Source organism: uncultured Ruegeria sp., assembly GCF_947500045.1.
Taxonomy (GTDB): Bacteria; Pseudomonadota; Alphaproteobacteria; order Rhodobacterales; family Rhodobacteraceae; genus Ruegeria.
In genome coordinates this window covers 435,574-451,246 of sequence record NZ_CANMQQ010000001.1, presented here as the reverse complement: position 1 = coordinate 451,246, position 15,673 = coordinate 435,574, and the positions used below count along the sequence as shown (strand labels likewise).

Annotated in this window: 16 protein-coding genes; 7 read left to right on the top strand and 9 right to left on the bottom strand. The window is 56.8% G+C overall.

The features are described from left to right. The first annotated feature begins 6 nt into the window (after positions 1–6). Positions 7–1,668, top strand: coding sequence for an FAD-binding dehydrogenase (locus Q1B46_RS02310; protein WP_299944338.1), 1,662 nt, complete (start codon positions 7–9; stop codon positions 1,666–1,668). On the opposite strand, the gene Q1B46_RS02305 is transcribed toward Q1B46_RS02310, so the two are convergent. The 3 genes from Q1B46_RS02305 to Q1B46_RS02295 form a co-directional block, all read right to left on the bottom strand. Continuing rightward, on the bottom strand, positions 1,669–2,415 hold the full coding sequence (locus Q1B46_RS02305; RefSeq protein ID WP_299944336.1) for a YbaY family lipoprotein: 747 nt from the start codon (positions 2,413–2,415) through the stop codon (positions 1,669–1,671). 96 nt (positions 2,416–2,511) lie between these two features. Then, positions 2,512–4,290, bottom strand: coding sequence for an SLC13 family permease (locus tag Q1B46_RS02300; RefSeq protein ID WP_299944334.1), 1,779 nt, complete (start codon positions 4,288–4,290; stop codon positions 2,512–2,514). Positions 4,291–4,381: 91 nt separating this feature from the next. Then, on the bottom strand, positions 4,382–5,194 hold the full coding sequence (locus tag Q1B46_RS02295; protein ID WP_299944332.1) for a TIGR00282 family metallophosphoesterase: 813 nt from the start codon (positions 5,192–5,194) through the stop codon (positions 4,382–4,384). Between the two features lie 87 nt (positions 5,195–5,281). Here Q1B46_RS02295 and Q1B46_RS02290 point away from each other — a divergent pair, with 87 nt between their 5' ends. Next, positions 5,282–5,509: a DUF333 domain-containing protein gene (locus Q1B46_RS02290; RefSeq protein ID WP_299944330.1), complete on the top strand. Its 228-nt coding sequence runs from the start codon at positions 5,282–5,284 to the stop codon at positions 5,507–5,509. Here the strand turns inward: Q1B46_RS02290 and Q1B46_RS02285 are convergent. Both Q1B46_RS02285 and mgtE read right to left on the bottom strand, forming a co-directional pair. Then, positions 5,506–6,078, bottom strand: a complete 573-nt coding sequence (locus tag Q1B46_RS02285) for a 5-formyltetrahydrofolate cyclo-ligase (protein WP_299944328.1) — start codon at positions 6,076–6,078, stop codon at positions 5,506–5,508. The two genes, Q1B46_RS02290 and Q1B46_RS02285, sit on opposite strands and share 4 nt — an antisense overlap. Further along, positions 6,075–7,469 carry a magnesium transporter gene (mgtE, locus tag Q1B46_RS02280; protein ID WP_299944326.1) on the bottom strand — a complete coding sequence of 465 codons (1,395 nt, stop codon included), beginning with the start codon at positions 7,467–7,469 and terminating at the stop codon, positions 6,075–6,077. The genes Q1B46_RS02285 and mgtE overlap by 4 nt, the downstream gene beginning before the upstream one ends. Before the next feature lie 138 nt (positions 7,470–7,607). Between mgtE and guaD the strand changes: the two genes are divergently transcribed. Then, a complete protein-coding gene (guaD, locus tag Q1B46_RS02275) occupies positions 7,608–8,897 on the top strand; it encodes a guanine deaminase (RefSeq protein WP_299944324.1) in 1,290 nt (429 codons plus the stop codon). A gap of 65 nt (positions 8,898–8,962) precedes the next feature. On the opposite strand, the gene Q1B46_RS02270 is transcribed toward guaD, so the two are convergent. The 3 genes from Q1B46_RS02270 to Q1B46_RS02260 form a co-directional block, all read right to left on the bottom strand. Continuing rightward, complete coding sequence (locus tag Q1B46_RS02270) at positions 8,963–10,297, bottom strand: 8-oxoguanine deaminase (RefSeq protein ID WP_299944322.1); 1,335 nt, start codon at positions 10,295–10,297, stop codon at positions 8,963–8,965. A 114-nt stretch (positions 10,298–10,411) separates the two neighbouring features. Further along, positions 10,412–11,203: a histidinol-phosphatase gene (gene hisN, locus Q1B46_RS02265; protein WP_299944320.1), complete on the bottom strand. Its 792-nt coding sequence runs from the start codon at positions 11,201–11,203 to the stop codon at positions 10,412–10,414. A 44-nt stretch (positions 11,204–11,247) separates the two neighbouring features. Continuing rightward, positions 11,248–11,619 carry a helix-turn-helix transcriptional regulator gene (locus tag Q1B46_RS02260; RefSeq protein WP_299659472.1) on the bottom strand — a complete coding sequence of 124 codons (372 nt, stop codon included), beginning with the start codon at positions 11,617–11,619 and terminating at the stop codon, positions 11,248–11,250. 342 nt (positions 11,620–11,961) lie between these two features. On the opposite strand from Q1B46_RS02260, the gene Q1B46_RS02255 reads away from it, so the two are divergent. Further along, the gene (locus Q1B46_RS02255; protein ID WP_299944318.1) at positions 11,962–12,930 is read left to right on the top strand and encodes an NADPH:quinone oxidoreductase family protein; all 969 of its coding nucleotides are present in this window, start codon (positions 11,962–11,964) and stop codon (positions 12,928–12,930) included. Here Q1B46_RS02255 and Q1B46_RS02250 read toward each other — a convergent pair. Beyond that, entirely contained in the window at positions 12,914–13,792 is an 879-nt protein-coding gene (locus Q1B46_RS02250; RefSeq protein ID WP_299944316.1) for a LysR family transcriptional regulator, read from the bottom strand. The two genes, Q1B46_RS02255 and Q1B46_RS02250, sit on opposite strands and share 17 nt — an antisense overlap. A gap of 127 nt (positions 13,793–13,919) precedes the next feature. Between Q1B46_RS02250 and Q1B46_RS02245 the strand changes: the two genes are divergently transcribed. The 3 genes from Q1B46_RS02245 (at position 13,920) to Q1B46_RS02235 (ending at position 15,663) form a co-directional block, all read left to right on the top strand. Beyond that, positions 13,920–14,138 (top strand): DUF1127 domain-containing protein, encoded by a 219-nt coding sequence (locus tag Q1B46_RS02245; RefSeq protein ID WP_299944314.1) that lies wholly within the window; start codon positions 13,920–13,922, stop codon positions 14,136–14,138. Positions 14,139–14,333: 195 nt separating this feature from the next. After that, a complete protein-coding gene (locus tag Q1B46_RS02240) occupies positions 14,334–15,110 on the top strand; it encodes a Bax inhibitor-1/YccA family protein (protein ID WP_299944312.1) in 777 nt (258 codons plus the stop codon). Between the two features lie 79 nt (positions 15,111–15,189). Continuing rightward, on the top strand, positions 15,190–15,663 hold the full coding sequence (locus Q1B46_RS02235; protein WP_299944310.1) for a GNAT family N-acetyltransferase: 474 nt from the start codon (positions 15,190–15,192) through the stop codon (positions 15,661–15,663). The last annotated feature ends 10 nt before the right edge of the window (positions 15,664–15,673 follow it).

The following is a 15,673-nucleotide window of genomic DNA, read 5'->3' as shown; positions in this document are numbered from 1 at the left end:
CACCGGATGACCAACAACACGGCAGATGCCATAGTAGTCGGAGGCGGCCTTGCAGGCCTAACGGCGGCAGCCGAGTTGGGGGACCGGGGCAAACGCGTGATCGTGCTGGATCAGGAACCCAAGCATTTCCTTGGCGGGCAAGCGTTCTGGAGCTTGGGCGGGCTGTTCATGGTCGACACCCCCGAACAGCGCCGTATGGGCATCTGCGACAGCCATGATCTGGCCCTGCGTGACTGGATGGGAAGCGCGCAATTTGACCGCAAGGAAGACAACTGGCCCCGCAAATGGGCCGAAGCCTATGTGGAATTCGCCGCTGGTGAAATGCGACCGTGGTTGCACGAAATGGGGTTGCGCTGGTTCCCGGTCGTGGGTTGGGCTGAACGGGGTGGGTCCTATGCGGATGGTCACGGCAACTCGGTCCCGCGATTTCATCTTACCTGGGGCACAGGCCCGGGCGTGCTAGAGCATTTTATTCGCCGTGTTCGTGCGCATGTCGACACCGGATTGATTCAGTTGAAGTTCCGCCACCAAGTTAGCCATATCATTATGCAAAATGGTACTGCTAAGGGCGTATCCGGAGAGATTCTGGCGGATGATGACATACCAAGGGGTAGCAAGACCAACCGGGACGAACTGGGTGAATTCGAGGTCTACGCCCCCTCGGTCATCGTCACCTCGGGCGGGATCGGTGGGAATTTTGAGATGGTCCGGCAGAACTGGCCACGCGACCGCTTGGGTGAGCCGCCCAAGGATATGATCGCCGGTGCGCCCTTTCATGTCGATGGTCGCATGATCCCGATCAGCGAGAAAGCAGGCGGGCACGTCATCAACGGCGACCGTATGTGGCATTATACCGAAGGTGTGCGCAATTGGGATCCGATCTGGCCCAAACACGGTATTCGCATCCTGCCCGGTCCCAGCTCCATGTGGTTCGATGCGCGCGGCAATCGACTGCAGCCGCCTTGCCTACCCGGCTTCGATACCTTGGGCACGCTACGTGAAATTCTAAAAACCGGGTATGAATACAGTTGGTTTGTGCTGACGCAGAAGGTGATCAAGAAGGAATTTGCCCTGTCCGGTTCCGAGCAAAACCCTGATTTCACCTCGGGCAGCTGGAAAGAGGTCATTCGGCAACGCATATTGTCGGGTGCCAAAGCAACGGGCCCGGTCGAGGCATTCAAGAAAAATGGAGAGGATTTTGTCGTTGCCCGCACCCTGACCGAACTGGTTACTGGTATGAACCAGTTGGGCGAAGGGTTGATTGACGAAACACACCTGCGCGCGCAAATCGAAGCGCGGGATTCGCAGGTCGACAATCCGTTCTCGAAAGACGCGCAAATGATGGCAATTCTGGCAGCGCGCAACTACCGCGGCGATAAGCTGATTCGGACTGCGAAGCCGCACAAATTCCTTGAACCAACCAATGGGCCGCTGATTGCCGTCAAGTTGCATGTACTAACCCGCAAAACGCTTGGCGGGTTGCAGACCAATCTCGACAGTCAGATGGTAGGTGCAGACGGTCAGGTCGTCCCCGGCTTGTTTGCAGCCGGAGAGATAGCTGGCTTTGGCGGCGGTGGCTATCACGGGTACAACGCGCTGGAGGGCACGTTTCTGGGTGGTTGCATCTTCTCAGGCCGTAATGCAGGGCGATCCCGCGCCGTGGCCTGATTACTGTGCGCGCACCAACTTCAGAACCGGCTCGCCTGCGGCGTCGAGCAAAACAAGACTGTCCCCGGCCACGGCAAAGGTGGTAACACCTTGCAAAGCCGCGAGAAACTGATCTTCTACCTCTTCCATTTCAGGCGGGCACGCCATCAGTGTGGCTGCCATGTTATCCGGGAATTCAATGCTGTTGCCATTGATTTTGGCCTGACCAGAAAACCGATTGCAGCCCCCTGATCCGCCAAACGCCCCGTCCTGGGCAAATGAAAGTTGCGGTGGGCGATTGGTGTCCAATACCGCTCCATCGATGCCGATGGCGGTCCATTCCGACCCTTCCAATGTGGCGACACCCTGACCACCCGCCTGTACCAGCACAAGGTCAGCCGAGTTGCCTTCTCCGTTCGTCAGAACGGGGTGAACCATGTCGGTTGTAAACAGCAGCTGCTCGCCCTGCAGGATCGAACCGCGTACCGCGTAGGTCATCCCTTCGTGGATCAGTGCATCATCAAATGATAGCTCAAACCCCGAGGGAACCCCGTTCAATGCAAAGCGTTGCGCAGCCAAAGTCACTGCGGCTGCATCGGCACGCGAGATATCCTGCAATTCAACATACAGCGTCGCATCCGGCGGCAAGGCAATCCGTTCGCGATAGGTCGCGGTGCCGGTGACTGTGCCTGCCGAGCTTTGGCTACCCAGCAAGGCCAACACAATTGCTCCGGCCACAATGGCCTGCCCGAGTTTTGGAAAAGGCATTATCCCATCCTTTCGCATTGATCTTAGCGAAAAGATTGTGACTGGATCGCCATTTACAAGACCCAGCGATTCCAGGTCGGCGAATCCGCGCCGGTCTCAGAGCGGCCAGATTAACGGAATCAACAGCGATGCCAGCAGGCCTACTGTCAGATTTAGCGGCACACCGACTTTCAGAAAGTCGGTGAACTTATACCCGCCCGGACCATACACCATCATATTGGTCTGATAGCCGATGGGCGTCGCAAAGGACGCTGACGCCGCCACCATCACCGCAACCACCAGCGGACGCGGATCGATGCCCACAGCCTGCGCAAGCGAGATCGCGATCGGTGTGACCACAACGGCCACGGCATTGTTCGAAACCAACTCGGTCAGGACCGAAGTCAGCAGATACACTGCCCAAATGATCAGGAAGGGTGGCAACATACCCAGCGCCGGAGCAACCGCTTCGACAATCAGAGTGACTGCACCTGATTTATCGAGTGCAGCACCGATCGCGAGCATGGAAAAAATCAAGGCCAACAAACGGCCTTCAACAAACGAAAACGCCTCATCCGCGTCGATACATCGGGTCAGCAGCACCACCGCGACAGCCAACACCGACAAAAGCAAGATAGGCGCAACACCCAGCGCAGCCAGCACGACGATCCCGATCAAAGAGCCGATGGCAATGGGCGCATGGCTGCGACGGAAGGCGCGCGCCGAGGGTTGTGTCACATCAACCATGTCCATATCGGCGGCCAGTTTCTGAATATCCGCCGGAGACCCTTCGAGCAGCAGCGTATCCCCTACCCGAACAGTCAGATCATCCAACTGACGACCGATATTCTGATTTCGACGATGCACGGCGAGCACATATACACCGTATCGACGGCGCAAGCGCATCGCGCCCAGCGTTCGCCCAACCATCCGGCAACCGGGCGTGATCAGGACCTCAACCGTCTTGGTCTCAACCGCCGAGACCTGATCCACACGTTTCAGTTCCTTGTTGCTTTGCAGGCTCAGCAACTCGGTCATCTCAGTACGCAAAACCACCCGGTCGCCCAGTTTCAGCGTGACCGCCTTGAGGTTGCGACGCAGCGATTCATCACCCCGAACCACGTCGATCAGGCGCACGCCGGGGCGCTTGAACAGCTGCACGCCTGTCACCTCACGGTCGATCAGATTGCTGTCGGGGGGGATGACGGCCTCGGTAAAGAATTTCATCTTGGATCGATCGCTCAACAGATCAGCCATGCTGTCACGCTCGGGCAACAGGCGCGGCGCTATGAAGCGCAGATAGATCATGCCGTAGATCACCAGCGCGATGCCCAGCGGCGTTACCTCGAATATAGTGAAGGCCGTCATGCCCTGCGCTCGGGCCACGCCGTCGACCAGCAAGTTGGTCGAGGTACCGATCAGGGTCAGTGTCCCCCCAAGGATCGCTGCATAGCTGAGTGGGATCAACAGCTTGGACGCAGATACGTTCAAAGTACGGGCGATTTGGATAAATACCGGGATCATCACAACGACGACCGGCGTATTCGAAACCACTGCCGACGCGACGACGACAAAACCCATCAGCATCCCGATGGCTATGCGCGGATTAACCTGCGCCTGCTTCTGCGCAATCGATGTGAATGCATCAAGCGCCCCGGTTCGAACCAGAGCACCCATAATGATAAACATCGCACCAATGGTCCAAGGTGCGGGGTTTGACAGTACCGCCAGCGCGCTTTGATAGGGCAGAATGCCCGTTGCCAGCATCAGGGCAGCCCCGCCGATTGCGACAACCTCGGTCGGGTAAATCTCACGCAAGAACATGATGAACATGCTTGCAACAATCATCAGCGCCAGTATTGCGCTGCCCGTTTCTGTCAGTTGAAGGAGTTGCATTCTTGGTATTCTGTCCGAACCCTGGCCTGGCACATGCGCCTAACAGGCAGTTTCACGCATTGCTTGCGACAGGGCAAGCCTGACGTGTTGCTTAGGGGCCTGCCTGCTGCAACCGCCCGCCAACACGAACCATTTGCACAGATTTTGCGCTGCCATCGCGATCGTCGGTTTCGACAAATACGCCGCTCAGTGTCGCCTCACCATTGGCGGGCGTGAACCGCGCCTTGGGCATCCCGGTGATGAAACGGCGCATCGGTTCCTGCTTGTCCATTCCAATGACCGAGTCGTAGTCACCGCACATCCCGGCATCAGTCATATATCCTGTGCCTCCGGGCAAAACCTGAGCGTCCGCTGTCGGCACGTGGGTATGTGTCCCAACCACCAGGCTGGCACGTTTATCGCAATAGTGGCCCATCGCCATTTTCTCGGATGTCGCTTCGCAATGCATGTCGACAATGATTGCCTGCGCCTGCCCGCCGCGCGGATGCGATTTCAGGATCGGTTCAATGGCCGAGAACGGGTCGTCAAAGGGTCGCTTCATGAACACCTGCCCCAGCACCTGCACAACCAGCACCTTGCGCCCACCAGGTGCCGTGAACAGCCGATGCCCGCGCCCTGGCGCACCTTTGGCAAAGTTCACCGGGCGCACGATCCGGGATTCCTTTTCGATGAATTGCAGCATGTCTTTCTGATCGAAGGCATGGTCACCCAGAGTGATACAATCCGCCCCCGCCTCTAGAAGCAGTTTGGCATGATCCTCGCTCAGCCCCATCCCGTTCGAGGCATTCTCACCATTGACCACGACAAAGTCCAAACGCCACTCGTCGCGCAAGCGTGGCAGATGCTGTTGAACAGCGGCGCGACCCGAGCGCCCCATGACGTCGCCAAGAAATAATATCCTCATGAAACCCGTCCTAAGTGTGGCGCAACACAAGCACAAGTGATTAAACTGTTCCCACAAACCGCAAAATTGTACCGGCAGGAGAAGCTTATGATCCGCTATTTCGTCATCGCCGCCATTCTGGCTCCGCTCGCTGCGTGCGATCAGCCAGCAAACCAATCAAGCGAGTTGGCAAACCCTGCGGCGACCTTTTGCATAGAACGCGGTGGTGCGTACAAGATACAGGATGGCGACAACGGGCAGACTGGTATCTGCACCTTGCCGGACGGGACCGAACAGGATGCTTGGGACTATTTTCGCGCAGAACACACGGGCTAAGCTGAGAATGACAGCACCCGGCTTTCCGTAACAACCACGTCCAGAGGTTGGTCGGTGGCCTCAAGCGGCAAACCTTCTGCCTCTTGCGCATCGAAGGCAAACCCGATGGCCAATGTCGGGCGCCTGCTGCGCAGCCCTTCTAGCGTGCGGTCATAGAAGCCGCCGCCATATCCCAGACGGCCACCCTGAACATCAAACGCAACCAGCGGGACAATCAGGATTTCCGGATCAAAGTAATCGTCAACCTCGGGCACCTTCGCACCGAACGGCCCATCTTTCAGTTGACCTTCTGGCGTCCAACGCGAAAAGCGCAATGGTTGCCCGGCGGCCTGTATGACCGGTACGCCGACCGGTCCATAAGCCGCGGCTTCGGCCATCGTTGGCAGCGGGTCAATTTCGGTCCGGATCGGCATATAGCCCGACATGGGTACACCCCGGTACCCAGCCAGAACCTCGGACAAACGGCCAGCCGCACCCGGAACACGTACATCAAACGCCGCCTTGCGGCGCACAAACGCCGCCTTGCGCGCAGCGGCCTTGATTTCAGTCAGATCGGTTGTCTCGGTCACAATAGCACCACGCTGGCCAGCCCCAGAAAGACGAAGAACCCCATGACGTCGGTCGTCGTGGTCACAAAGGTTCCCGATGCCAGCGCCGGGTCAACGCCCAGACGATCCAGCACCACCGGTACTACCGTACCTGCAAAGCCCGCGATGATCATATTCACGACCAGCGCCGATCCGATCACGACACCCAACAGCGGAGAATCGAACCACATCATCCCAACGGTCCCCAGCACAGTGGCAAAACATAGCCCGTTGAGCACCCCGACCAGTAATTCCCGCCGGATCACGCGCCACACGTTCGAACTGGTCAAGTCGCGTGTCGCCAAAGCCCGCACAGCGACGGTCAGCGATTGTGTTCCCGCGTTGCCACCCATTGAGGCGACAATCGGCATCAGGATCGCCAATGCCACCAACTGATTGATCGCCGCCTCGAACTGCGAAATCACCAGCGAGCCGCAGATTGCGGTAATCAGATTGACACCAAGCCATGGCAAACGCCGTTTGCTGGTCGCCGCCACACTGTCAGACAAAGAGCTTTCGTCCGAGACACCCGCGAGGCGCAGCATGTCTTCTTCATATTCTTCATCCAGAACCACCATCGCGTCGTCGATGGTAATAACGCCAACCAACCGCCCGTCGACATCCACTACCGGGGCTGAAATCAGGTGGTATTGGTTGAACGCATAGGCCACATCCTCTTCGTCTTGATCGACTGGGATGGTGTGGAATTCTTCTTCGGCGATATCGTGCAGCAGCACCTCGCGCCGGGTCGCCATCAACTTACCCAGCGTGACCTGCGCAACAGGTTTCAACCGCGGATCAACCAGCATGACGTGATAGAACTGTTCCGGCAGGTCATCATTGGCGCGCATGAAATCGATGGCCTGCCCCACCGTCCAATGTTCGGGCGCCATGACGACTTCGCGCTGCATAAGGCGGCCAGCTGAGTTTTCCGGATAGGACAGTGCCTGCTCAGCGGCAATCCGTTCGGAATCTTCAAGCGCATCAAGGATGGCCTCTTGCTGCGGCTCTTCAAGGTCTTCCAAAAGGTCAACGACATCGTCGCTTTCCATATCCCGGACAGCCTCGGCCAGAACATCCGGTTTCAGGAGGCTGACAACCTCTTCCCGGACAGATTCGTCCAGTTCGGAAAGGATGTCCCCGTCAAATTCCTTATCGTACAACCGGATCAGGCGGGCACGTTCGAACGGGTTGATCTGTTCCAGAAGGTCGGCGATATCGGCCGCGTGCAACGGCTCCATCAATTCGATCAGTTTGGAGCGATCTTCCACATCCACCGTATATAGGATGGCCGCAACGGTTCGCGGGTCCAGCGCATAGACGTCTTCGTCTTGGGGCTGATCGGATCTGGCTTCGTCAGTACCGGTCGTCATGCGCTGCCCCTTCTTCTTGCCGATTGCCCCTAGATAGAAGAAGCAGCTACCGGAAAACAATGACAATGGTCCAATTTACCCACATCTTTCACGCGCCTATGCTTGATGATGGCCCCAAACAGGCGGAGAACACAGCAGATGGCGCAAAAGACGCTTTTGAAAGGACGCATACTGAGCTTCAACGGATCACCGTTCGAAGGTGAGCCCACTGATGCGACCGAAATACACGAAGCGGTGCTGATAGATGATGGGCGCGTCGCGGCGTTGGGCGCGGCATCCGATCTATCTGACGCACATCCCGACGCCGGCGTTAAGGACTACGGCGATCATTTGGTCACGGCCGGTTTTATCGATCCGCATGTACACTATCCGCAGACTGCAATGATCGCGAGCTGGGGCAAGCGCCTGATTGATTGGTTGAACAGCTACACGTTCCCGGAAGAGATGAAATTCAGCGACCCCGACTATGCCGCTGAAATAGCGAACAGATATCTGGACATTACTGCGGCCCACGGCACAACAACCATGTGCAGCTTTTGCACCATTCACTCCGAGAGTGTCGATGCGTTCTTTGCTGCTGCTCAGGCGCGAGGGCAACGGGTCGTCGCAGGCAAAACCTGCATGGACCGCAACGCGCCCGAGGGGCTGCAAGATACTGCGCAAACCGGGTATGACCAGTCCAAGGCATTGCTTGAGAAGTGGCATGGGATTGATCGCATCTCCTACGCAATTACGCCGCGCTTTTCGCCAACATCAACACCCGAGCAGCTGGAGGCGATGGGCGCGCTCTGGTCCGAGCATCCCGAATGCCTGATGCAAACCCACCTGAGCGAGCAGACCGACGAGATTGAATGGGTCCGATCACTATTTCCCGAGGCACGTGATTATCTGGATACTTATGAGCAGTTCGGCCTGCTGGGTGGAAATGGCCTCTATGGGCACGCGATCCATCTGGAAGACCGCGAGCGTGACCGACTGCGCGATGTCGACGCCGGGCTGATCCACTGCCCTACGTCTAACACGTTTATCGGTTCCGGTCTGTTCGACATGAATGGCCTGATCCGCGAAGGGCACCGGGTTGGCCTTGCCACAGACACCGGTGGTGGTTCCAGCTTCTCGATGTTGCGCACGATGGCTGCCGCCTATGAGATTGGTCAGTTACGGGGCCATGCTTTGCATCCATCGCAATTGCTTTGGCTTGGAACGGTCGGATCGGCACGTACGCTAAGAATGGACGATCGCATCGGCAATATTGCGGTGGGAATGGAGGCAGATCTGGTGGTATTGGATCTGGCATCCACCCCTGCCATCGCCCAGCGCGAAGCCCATGCGGATGATCTTTGGGAATCTGTGTTCCCGACCATCATGATGGGCGACGACCGCGCTGTGGCCGATGTGTGGATCGGTGGCCAAGCTGTATCTGGCTGATACGCATGGGCCGTTGGCCCATGCCTCTGATGGGGATATTTGGGGCAAGATGAATAGAAGGTCAGCTATTCCGCCAGCGCGCGCGCAAGGCGGTTCTGGGTTTCGATAGCCTTCGGCAGGTCGATCGTGGTGATCTGGCCATCCTGAACGATTTGGCGCCCCTCGACAAACAGGTGTTTGACGCGCGTTGGACCTGCCAGAAGTAACGCGGCAGGGTCCCAGCTGCCTGCACTTTCGATACCACTTACATCCCAAATGGCGATGTCAGCACGTTTGCCGGGCATTAAGCGCCCGCAATCGGGCCGGTTCAACACATCTGCTCCACCACGGGTGGCAATCTCTAGCGCCTCGCGGGCAGACATGGAGTCGGCGCCGTTTGCAACGCGTTGCAGCAGCATGGCCTGGCGTGCTTCGGCCACCAGATTTCCGCTATCATTGCTGGCCGAGCCATCGACGCCCAGCCCCACCGGAACGCCATGATCTCGCATCGTACGAATCGGCGCGATGCCCGAACCAAGGCGGCAATTCGAGCACGGGCAATGGGCGACACCTGTTCTGCTGCGCGCAAAAAGGTCAATCTCGGCACCATCCAGCTTGACGCAATGGGCATGCCAGACATCCGATCCGGTCCAACCGAGCTCCTCTGCGTATTGGCCCGGGCGACACCCGAATTGCTGTTCAGAATAAGCGATATCCTCGTCGTTTTCTGCCAGATGGGTATGCAACATCACGCCTTTGTCGCGCGCCAGAAGGGCGGCTTCACGCATCAGGTCTCGGCTGACCGAGAACGGAGAACACGGCGCCAAACCGACACGGCACATCGAGCCTTCGGATGGGTCGTGATAGGCGTCAACCACTCGGATCATATCTTCTATGATCGCCTGTTCTCCCTCAACCAGTGCGTCAGGAGGCAGGCCGCCATCGCTTTCGCCAATGCTCATCGCCCCGCGTGTCGGATGAAACCGCAATCCCAATTCCGACGCCGCATGGATCGTGTCTTCAAGCCGCGCACCATTGGGATAAAGGTAGAGGTGATCGGAACTTAGCGTGCAGCCGGACAGCGCCAGCTCTGCCAAGCCGATCTGGGCTGATATAAACATTTCGTCAGGCCCAAATCGCGACCAGATTGGATAGAGTGTCCGCAACCATCCAAATAGCAACGCGTCCTGCCCACCAGGAACCGCGCGCGTAAGGGTTTGATAGAGATGATGATGGGTATTCACCAGACCGGGTGTCACAACACATCCGGCGGCATCATGTATTTCTCCGCTACAGGTAAGACCCTGCCCGATCTGGGCAATCGCTCCATCCCGAACCAGCAGGTCCGCACCTGCAAGCTCTTGCCGCGCATCATCCATCGTCACGATCAGATCGGCATTACGAATCAGTATTTCAGTCATTTTGCACACTCCCGCATTCAGCCCGTCTCATGCGTGGAGTGTTGGCTGGTGGAAAACGGGCGCAAGAACCAGCCGCGATCAGTGTAAAGCCCCAGGAACCCGGCGGCAACAGGTTTAGAAATTCTTCAGAATCTGCAGTGCAGCCGCGTGAAGGCCCACGTTGGCAGCGGCGAGCACGCGCCCCCCCATATGTGCTGGGTTACCTTGCCAATCCGTGACAATACCTCCCGCGGCCTCAATCACCGCAATGGGGGCTTGGATATCATAAGCGTTCAGCCCGGCCTCAACCACCAGATCGATCTGACCAGCAGCCAGCAACGCATAAGCATAACAATCCATTCCATAGCGCGTCAGCTTTGCCTCGCGCGAGACAGCTTTGAACGCTGCCGCCTCAGTCTCGCTGCCGACCTCAGGAAAAGTGGTGAAGATGATTGATTGGTTCAGAGATCGCGTGTCTCGGGTTTCAAGATTGACCCGACCTGCTGGACCTTTGGCAAAGGCTTGATCCTTAGCACCGACAAAACGCTCGCCGATATATGGCTGATCAATAACGCCCAGCTTTGGGCCGGTTTCATCGCTCAGCGCAATCAGAACACCCCAGGTGGGCGTGCCGCTGATAAAACCGCGTGTGCCATCGATTGGATCAAGCACCCAGACCCGCCCACTGGTCCCCGAAGTTTGGCCAAATTCCTCGCCCAGAATACCGTCATCGGGTCGATGAGTTGCCAGCACAGCGCGCATCGCTTTTTCCGCCTCGCGATCAGCGACGGTGACCGGATCAAACCCAGATTCGAGCTTGTTATCCGCCTTCAGATTTGGTTGTCGGAAATACGGAAGAATGGCCGCCCGCGCTGCGTCGGCCATTTCTTCGGCAATCTCAAGATCACTTCGTAGGGTGTTTTGCATGGCTTACCCGTGCGCACATCTCCCAGCGAAGTCAAGTGATTGTATCAGGCGACGTCGCTCAGCACACGCGCCAATTCGAACAGGCGGCGACGCTGATTTTCCGGTATCGCGTAGTACGAGCGAACAAGATCGAGCGCTTCCTTGTCACCCATCAAGTCTGCAGGAACCGACTTCTTGTCAGCGTCTGGCTTCTGAGCCTCTTCAAGGCCTTCGAAGAAAAAGCTGACGGGAACATCCAATGCCTCGGCAATGTCCCACAAACGCGACGCGCTTATCCGGTTGGCACCCGTTTCATATTTCTGGATCTGCTGAAACTTAATACCAACTTGTTGCGCCAACTGCTGCTGGGTCATGCCAATCAGCCAGCGGCGATGCCGGACGCGTTTGCCCACATGGACATCGACGTGATGGGTCATTGGTAGTCTCCTTTACACAAACACCTGTCCGGAAAACCGCAACAGCAGCCGTCACCGCCAAGTTAGCGGGTCGCTGCTTAAGAACTTCCTAATTCGGATGTGCCCCCCGAACAGCACCATAGAACAACAATATTGCTGTAATAGATTTATTTTTCAAGCGGGTTGAATCAAAGAAAACGGAAAGTTGTTTCTGGTTGAGTGGCCGAATTGGGTGCATCGCTTCGTCGAAATTTGAAACAATGAAGCTGTCTCAGCCACCCCCTTGAATTCCAGACGCGTTTGTTTGGAATTGACAAATTCGAACACTCGCTTCCTATGTGCTCAAAAGACCGGAGAGCAGCAATGCAGGCATTTCGTATCGAAACCAAAGGGGCTTCTGCACAACTTTGCGAAACACCTGAGCCTGCCCTTGCGGAACACCAAGTACGCGTTTCCATTTGCGCTTGCGGTCTGAACTTTGCCGATCTTCTGATGCAGAAAGGTACCTATCAGGATACCCCTGAGGTTCCGTTTACCCTGGGCATGGAAATCTCGGGGATTGTTGTTGAAATCGGAAACAATGTGACGAATCTGGCACCAGGAGACCGCGTGGCCATCTTCTCAGGTCAGGGAGGGTTGGCCGAATCAGGTGTCTTCGATGCAGACCGGGCGATTCCCATTCCAGACTCGATGAGCTTCGAAGACGCCGCAGCTGTTCAGATCGCATACGGCACCAGCCATATCGCGCTGGAGCACCGGGCGCGATTGCAAGCCGGAGAAACACTGTTGGTGACCGGAGCCGCCGGTGGTGTCGGCCTGACGGCCGTTGAGATCGGGAAACTGATGGGAGCGACGGTCATCGCGCAGGCACGGGGCAAGGATAAACTTGCCGTTGCACAAAAGGCAGGCGCGGATCATCTGATTGATGCAACCGAAGATCTGCGCGACCGGGTGCGCGCACTCGGTGGCGCTGACGTTGTGTATGACGCGATTGGTGGTGACGTCTTCAAGGCCGCGTTTCGCGCAACCAACCCCGAGGGGCGTCTTTTGCCAATCGGCTTTGCTGGGGGAGACGTGCCCCAGATTCCCGCCAATCACCTACTGGTAAAAAATCTTAGTGTTATCGGTGTTTATATCGGTGGTTATCTGAAGTTCCGCCCCGAGATCGTGCGTGACAGTTTCAGTACTCTATTCCGCTGGCATTCAGAGGGGCGGATCAAACCCCATATCAGCCACGTCCTGCCCCTGCAGGACGTGGCAAAGGGATTGGAATTGCTGCGTGATCGCAAATCCACCGGCAAGGTGGTGATCAGGATCAACTCGCCACTTTGAGAGGGTGCGCGCTTGGGCTTGAAAAGTTTTGCCGCAGGAGATTGGCCAGCTCTGTCACATATTCTTCGCGCACCCGTTCGGCGCCATAAAGATTGATGAACTGCACAGGCAATTCTGGCAGCACCCCGCCGTGGTCGATAAGCTCCTGATGGTTGGGCTGGGTACCCTCAAGCAGCACGCCAACCGCCAAATCAGCGCTGACAGTGGCTTCAACTGTGCGGTCAGAGTCACTGTCGATGCTCATGTCCCACTCGATCCCTGCGTCATCCAGCGCTGCGGTCGCAACCGGGCGGAAGATGCAATTGCGGCAGAACCCCACCCGCAATGGCCTTTGCCGCCAGGCTGAGCCGTTCAGCGCACCAACCCACCGCAAAGGCATATGGTGCAGAGTTTCCGCCCCCTCACCTGCGCCTGATTCCGTGGTCACGACCAGGTCGAAGCCTCCACGGGCGAACTCCTCCTTAAGGTGACGCGTGTTGGACGTAACCAGATTCACGTTCACTCGGGGAAAGCTGGCATTGAAACGCTTCAGAACGCGCGGGATGAACGGATGAACGACGTCATGCGGTACACCCAATATGACCTCGCCTTCAAAGGCCTGATCCGTTAGTCGCCCGATCACCTCATCATTCAATGCAATCATCCGTCGCGCATAAGCCAGCAGCTGTTCACCAGACGCGGTCAGCGCAATGGTCCGGCCTGACCGATCCAGCAGTTCCAGCCCCAAAAGTTCTTCCAGCCGCTTGAGCTGCATGGAAACTGCAGATTGTGTCAGATGAAGAAATCCTGCTGCACGAGTGACGCCGCCATGATCAGCGACGGCCACGAAAGAACGAAGCGTAGTGATATCCAGATTTCGCATCTTCACGATTCCTTATGAGTCTCGTCATAAACATTCATTTCCAAAATATGTCAGCTTGCTCCATATAGATCAAGGAAATTGATTGAAGCACAGTGTTTCATCAGATAACCATGAAAGGGCAATAGTCATGACCTACCTAACCATCTCGACCCCTCGTCGCGTCAAAGGCAAGGCGATTGGAACCCGTCTGCTTGACCTGCTGAGCCTTGGCCGACAGCGGCGCGCACTGGCGCAGCTTGATGATCGCGCACTAGAAGACATAGGAATCACCCGTTCCGAGGCGTGTGCCGAGGCTGCCCGCCCGATCTGGGACGCGCCGGACAACTGGTGCAAACACCTGTATTAATTCAAAAACACCGAAAACTTGGCGACTTTAACGGATCGGTCGCCAGGTTTTTTGGATACGCATCAGAATTTGCTGACAGTTTTGCTGAGTTTTAGGCTTAAAACCCTTGAAACGAGGGGCATACTCTCCGATATTTAACGGGAAACCAGCCGGCAATCGCAGGCTGCGCACGGAATATTGAAGGGAGACCCTTAAATGGCACAATTCGACACGATCCGGACGGCGTCCGGCGCGCGCGCTGCCGAGATTGACGCGGGCCTGCGCGCCCATATGAACAAAGTCTACGGCACGATGTCGGTAGGTATGCTAATCACCTTTGCAGCTGCATGGGCGATTGCAGGTCTCGCGACTACGAGCGATCCGTCGGCTGCCGCTGCTCAAATGAGTAATGGCACGATGCTTACCGGTCTGGGTGCATCACTGTTTTCGTCACCACTGAGATGGGTCATCATGTTTGCCCCGCTGCTGTTCGTCTTTGGCTTCAGCGCCGGGATCAATCGCATGTCGGCGGCAGCGGCTCAGTTGGTGTTCTACGTATTCGCCGCAGTCATGGGCGTTTCGATCAGCTGGATTTTCCTGGTCTTTACCGGACAATCGATCATCCAGGTGTTTCTGATCACCGCCATCGCTTTCGCAGGGCTTTCGTTGTACGGCTACACAACCAAGAAAGACCTGTCGGCAATGGGTACGTTCATGCTTATGGGCCTGATCGGTCTGATCGTCGCAATGATCGTAAACATGTTTTTGCAATCACCTGCGATGATGTATGCAATCTCGGTAATCGGTGTTCTGATCTTTGCGGGCCTTACCGCCTATGACACGCAGAAGATCAAGACCACCTATCTGCAGATGGCACATGCAGGTGATCAGGAATGGCTTGGCAAAGCAGCCATCATGGGTGCGCTGAACCTCTATCTGGACTTCATCAACATGTTCATGTTCCTGCTGCAACTGTTTGGAAACCGCGAGTAACGCGTTTCTCATAATCACAGCCAAAGGGCGGGTCCGAAACGACCCGCCCTTTTTGTTTGTTCCACCGAAGGGACCAGCTATGTCCATCATCACCATCAGCCCGACACAGGTGCACCGTTTGCTGCCGCTCCTTCATCAGGTGCATGATCTACATGTTCAGCATCAACCGCAGCGATACGCACCATTACCTGAGAGTGCTGAGCTGGTTACCTATCTGTCAGAATGGCTTTGTCAGCCTGAAGTTGTGGCATTGGGCTATGAGGGCAATCATACCCTGCTAGGGTATGCGATTTACGAGAACGAAAGGCGTGCAGCGACACCCTTTCGCCGTGCAGAAACACGCGCGATGCTACACCACATCAGCGTGGATGCCGGGCACCGTAGGCAAGGTATCGGGATGGCATTGATAACCGAGCTTCGCACGCGTTTGCTTCGTGATGGCGGCGACGTCCTGGCCACCACATATGCAACCTTCAATACCGCGTCGGCCAAACTGATGGCGCGTGCCGGGCTGCAGCCGGTGATCAGTTTTGCCGAATGGCGTGCTGGTTAGAGGCAGAAAC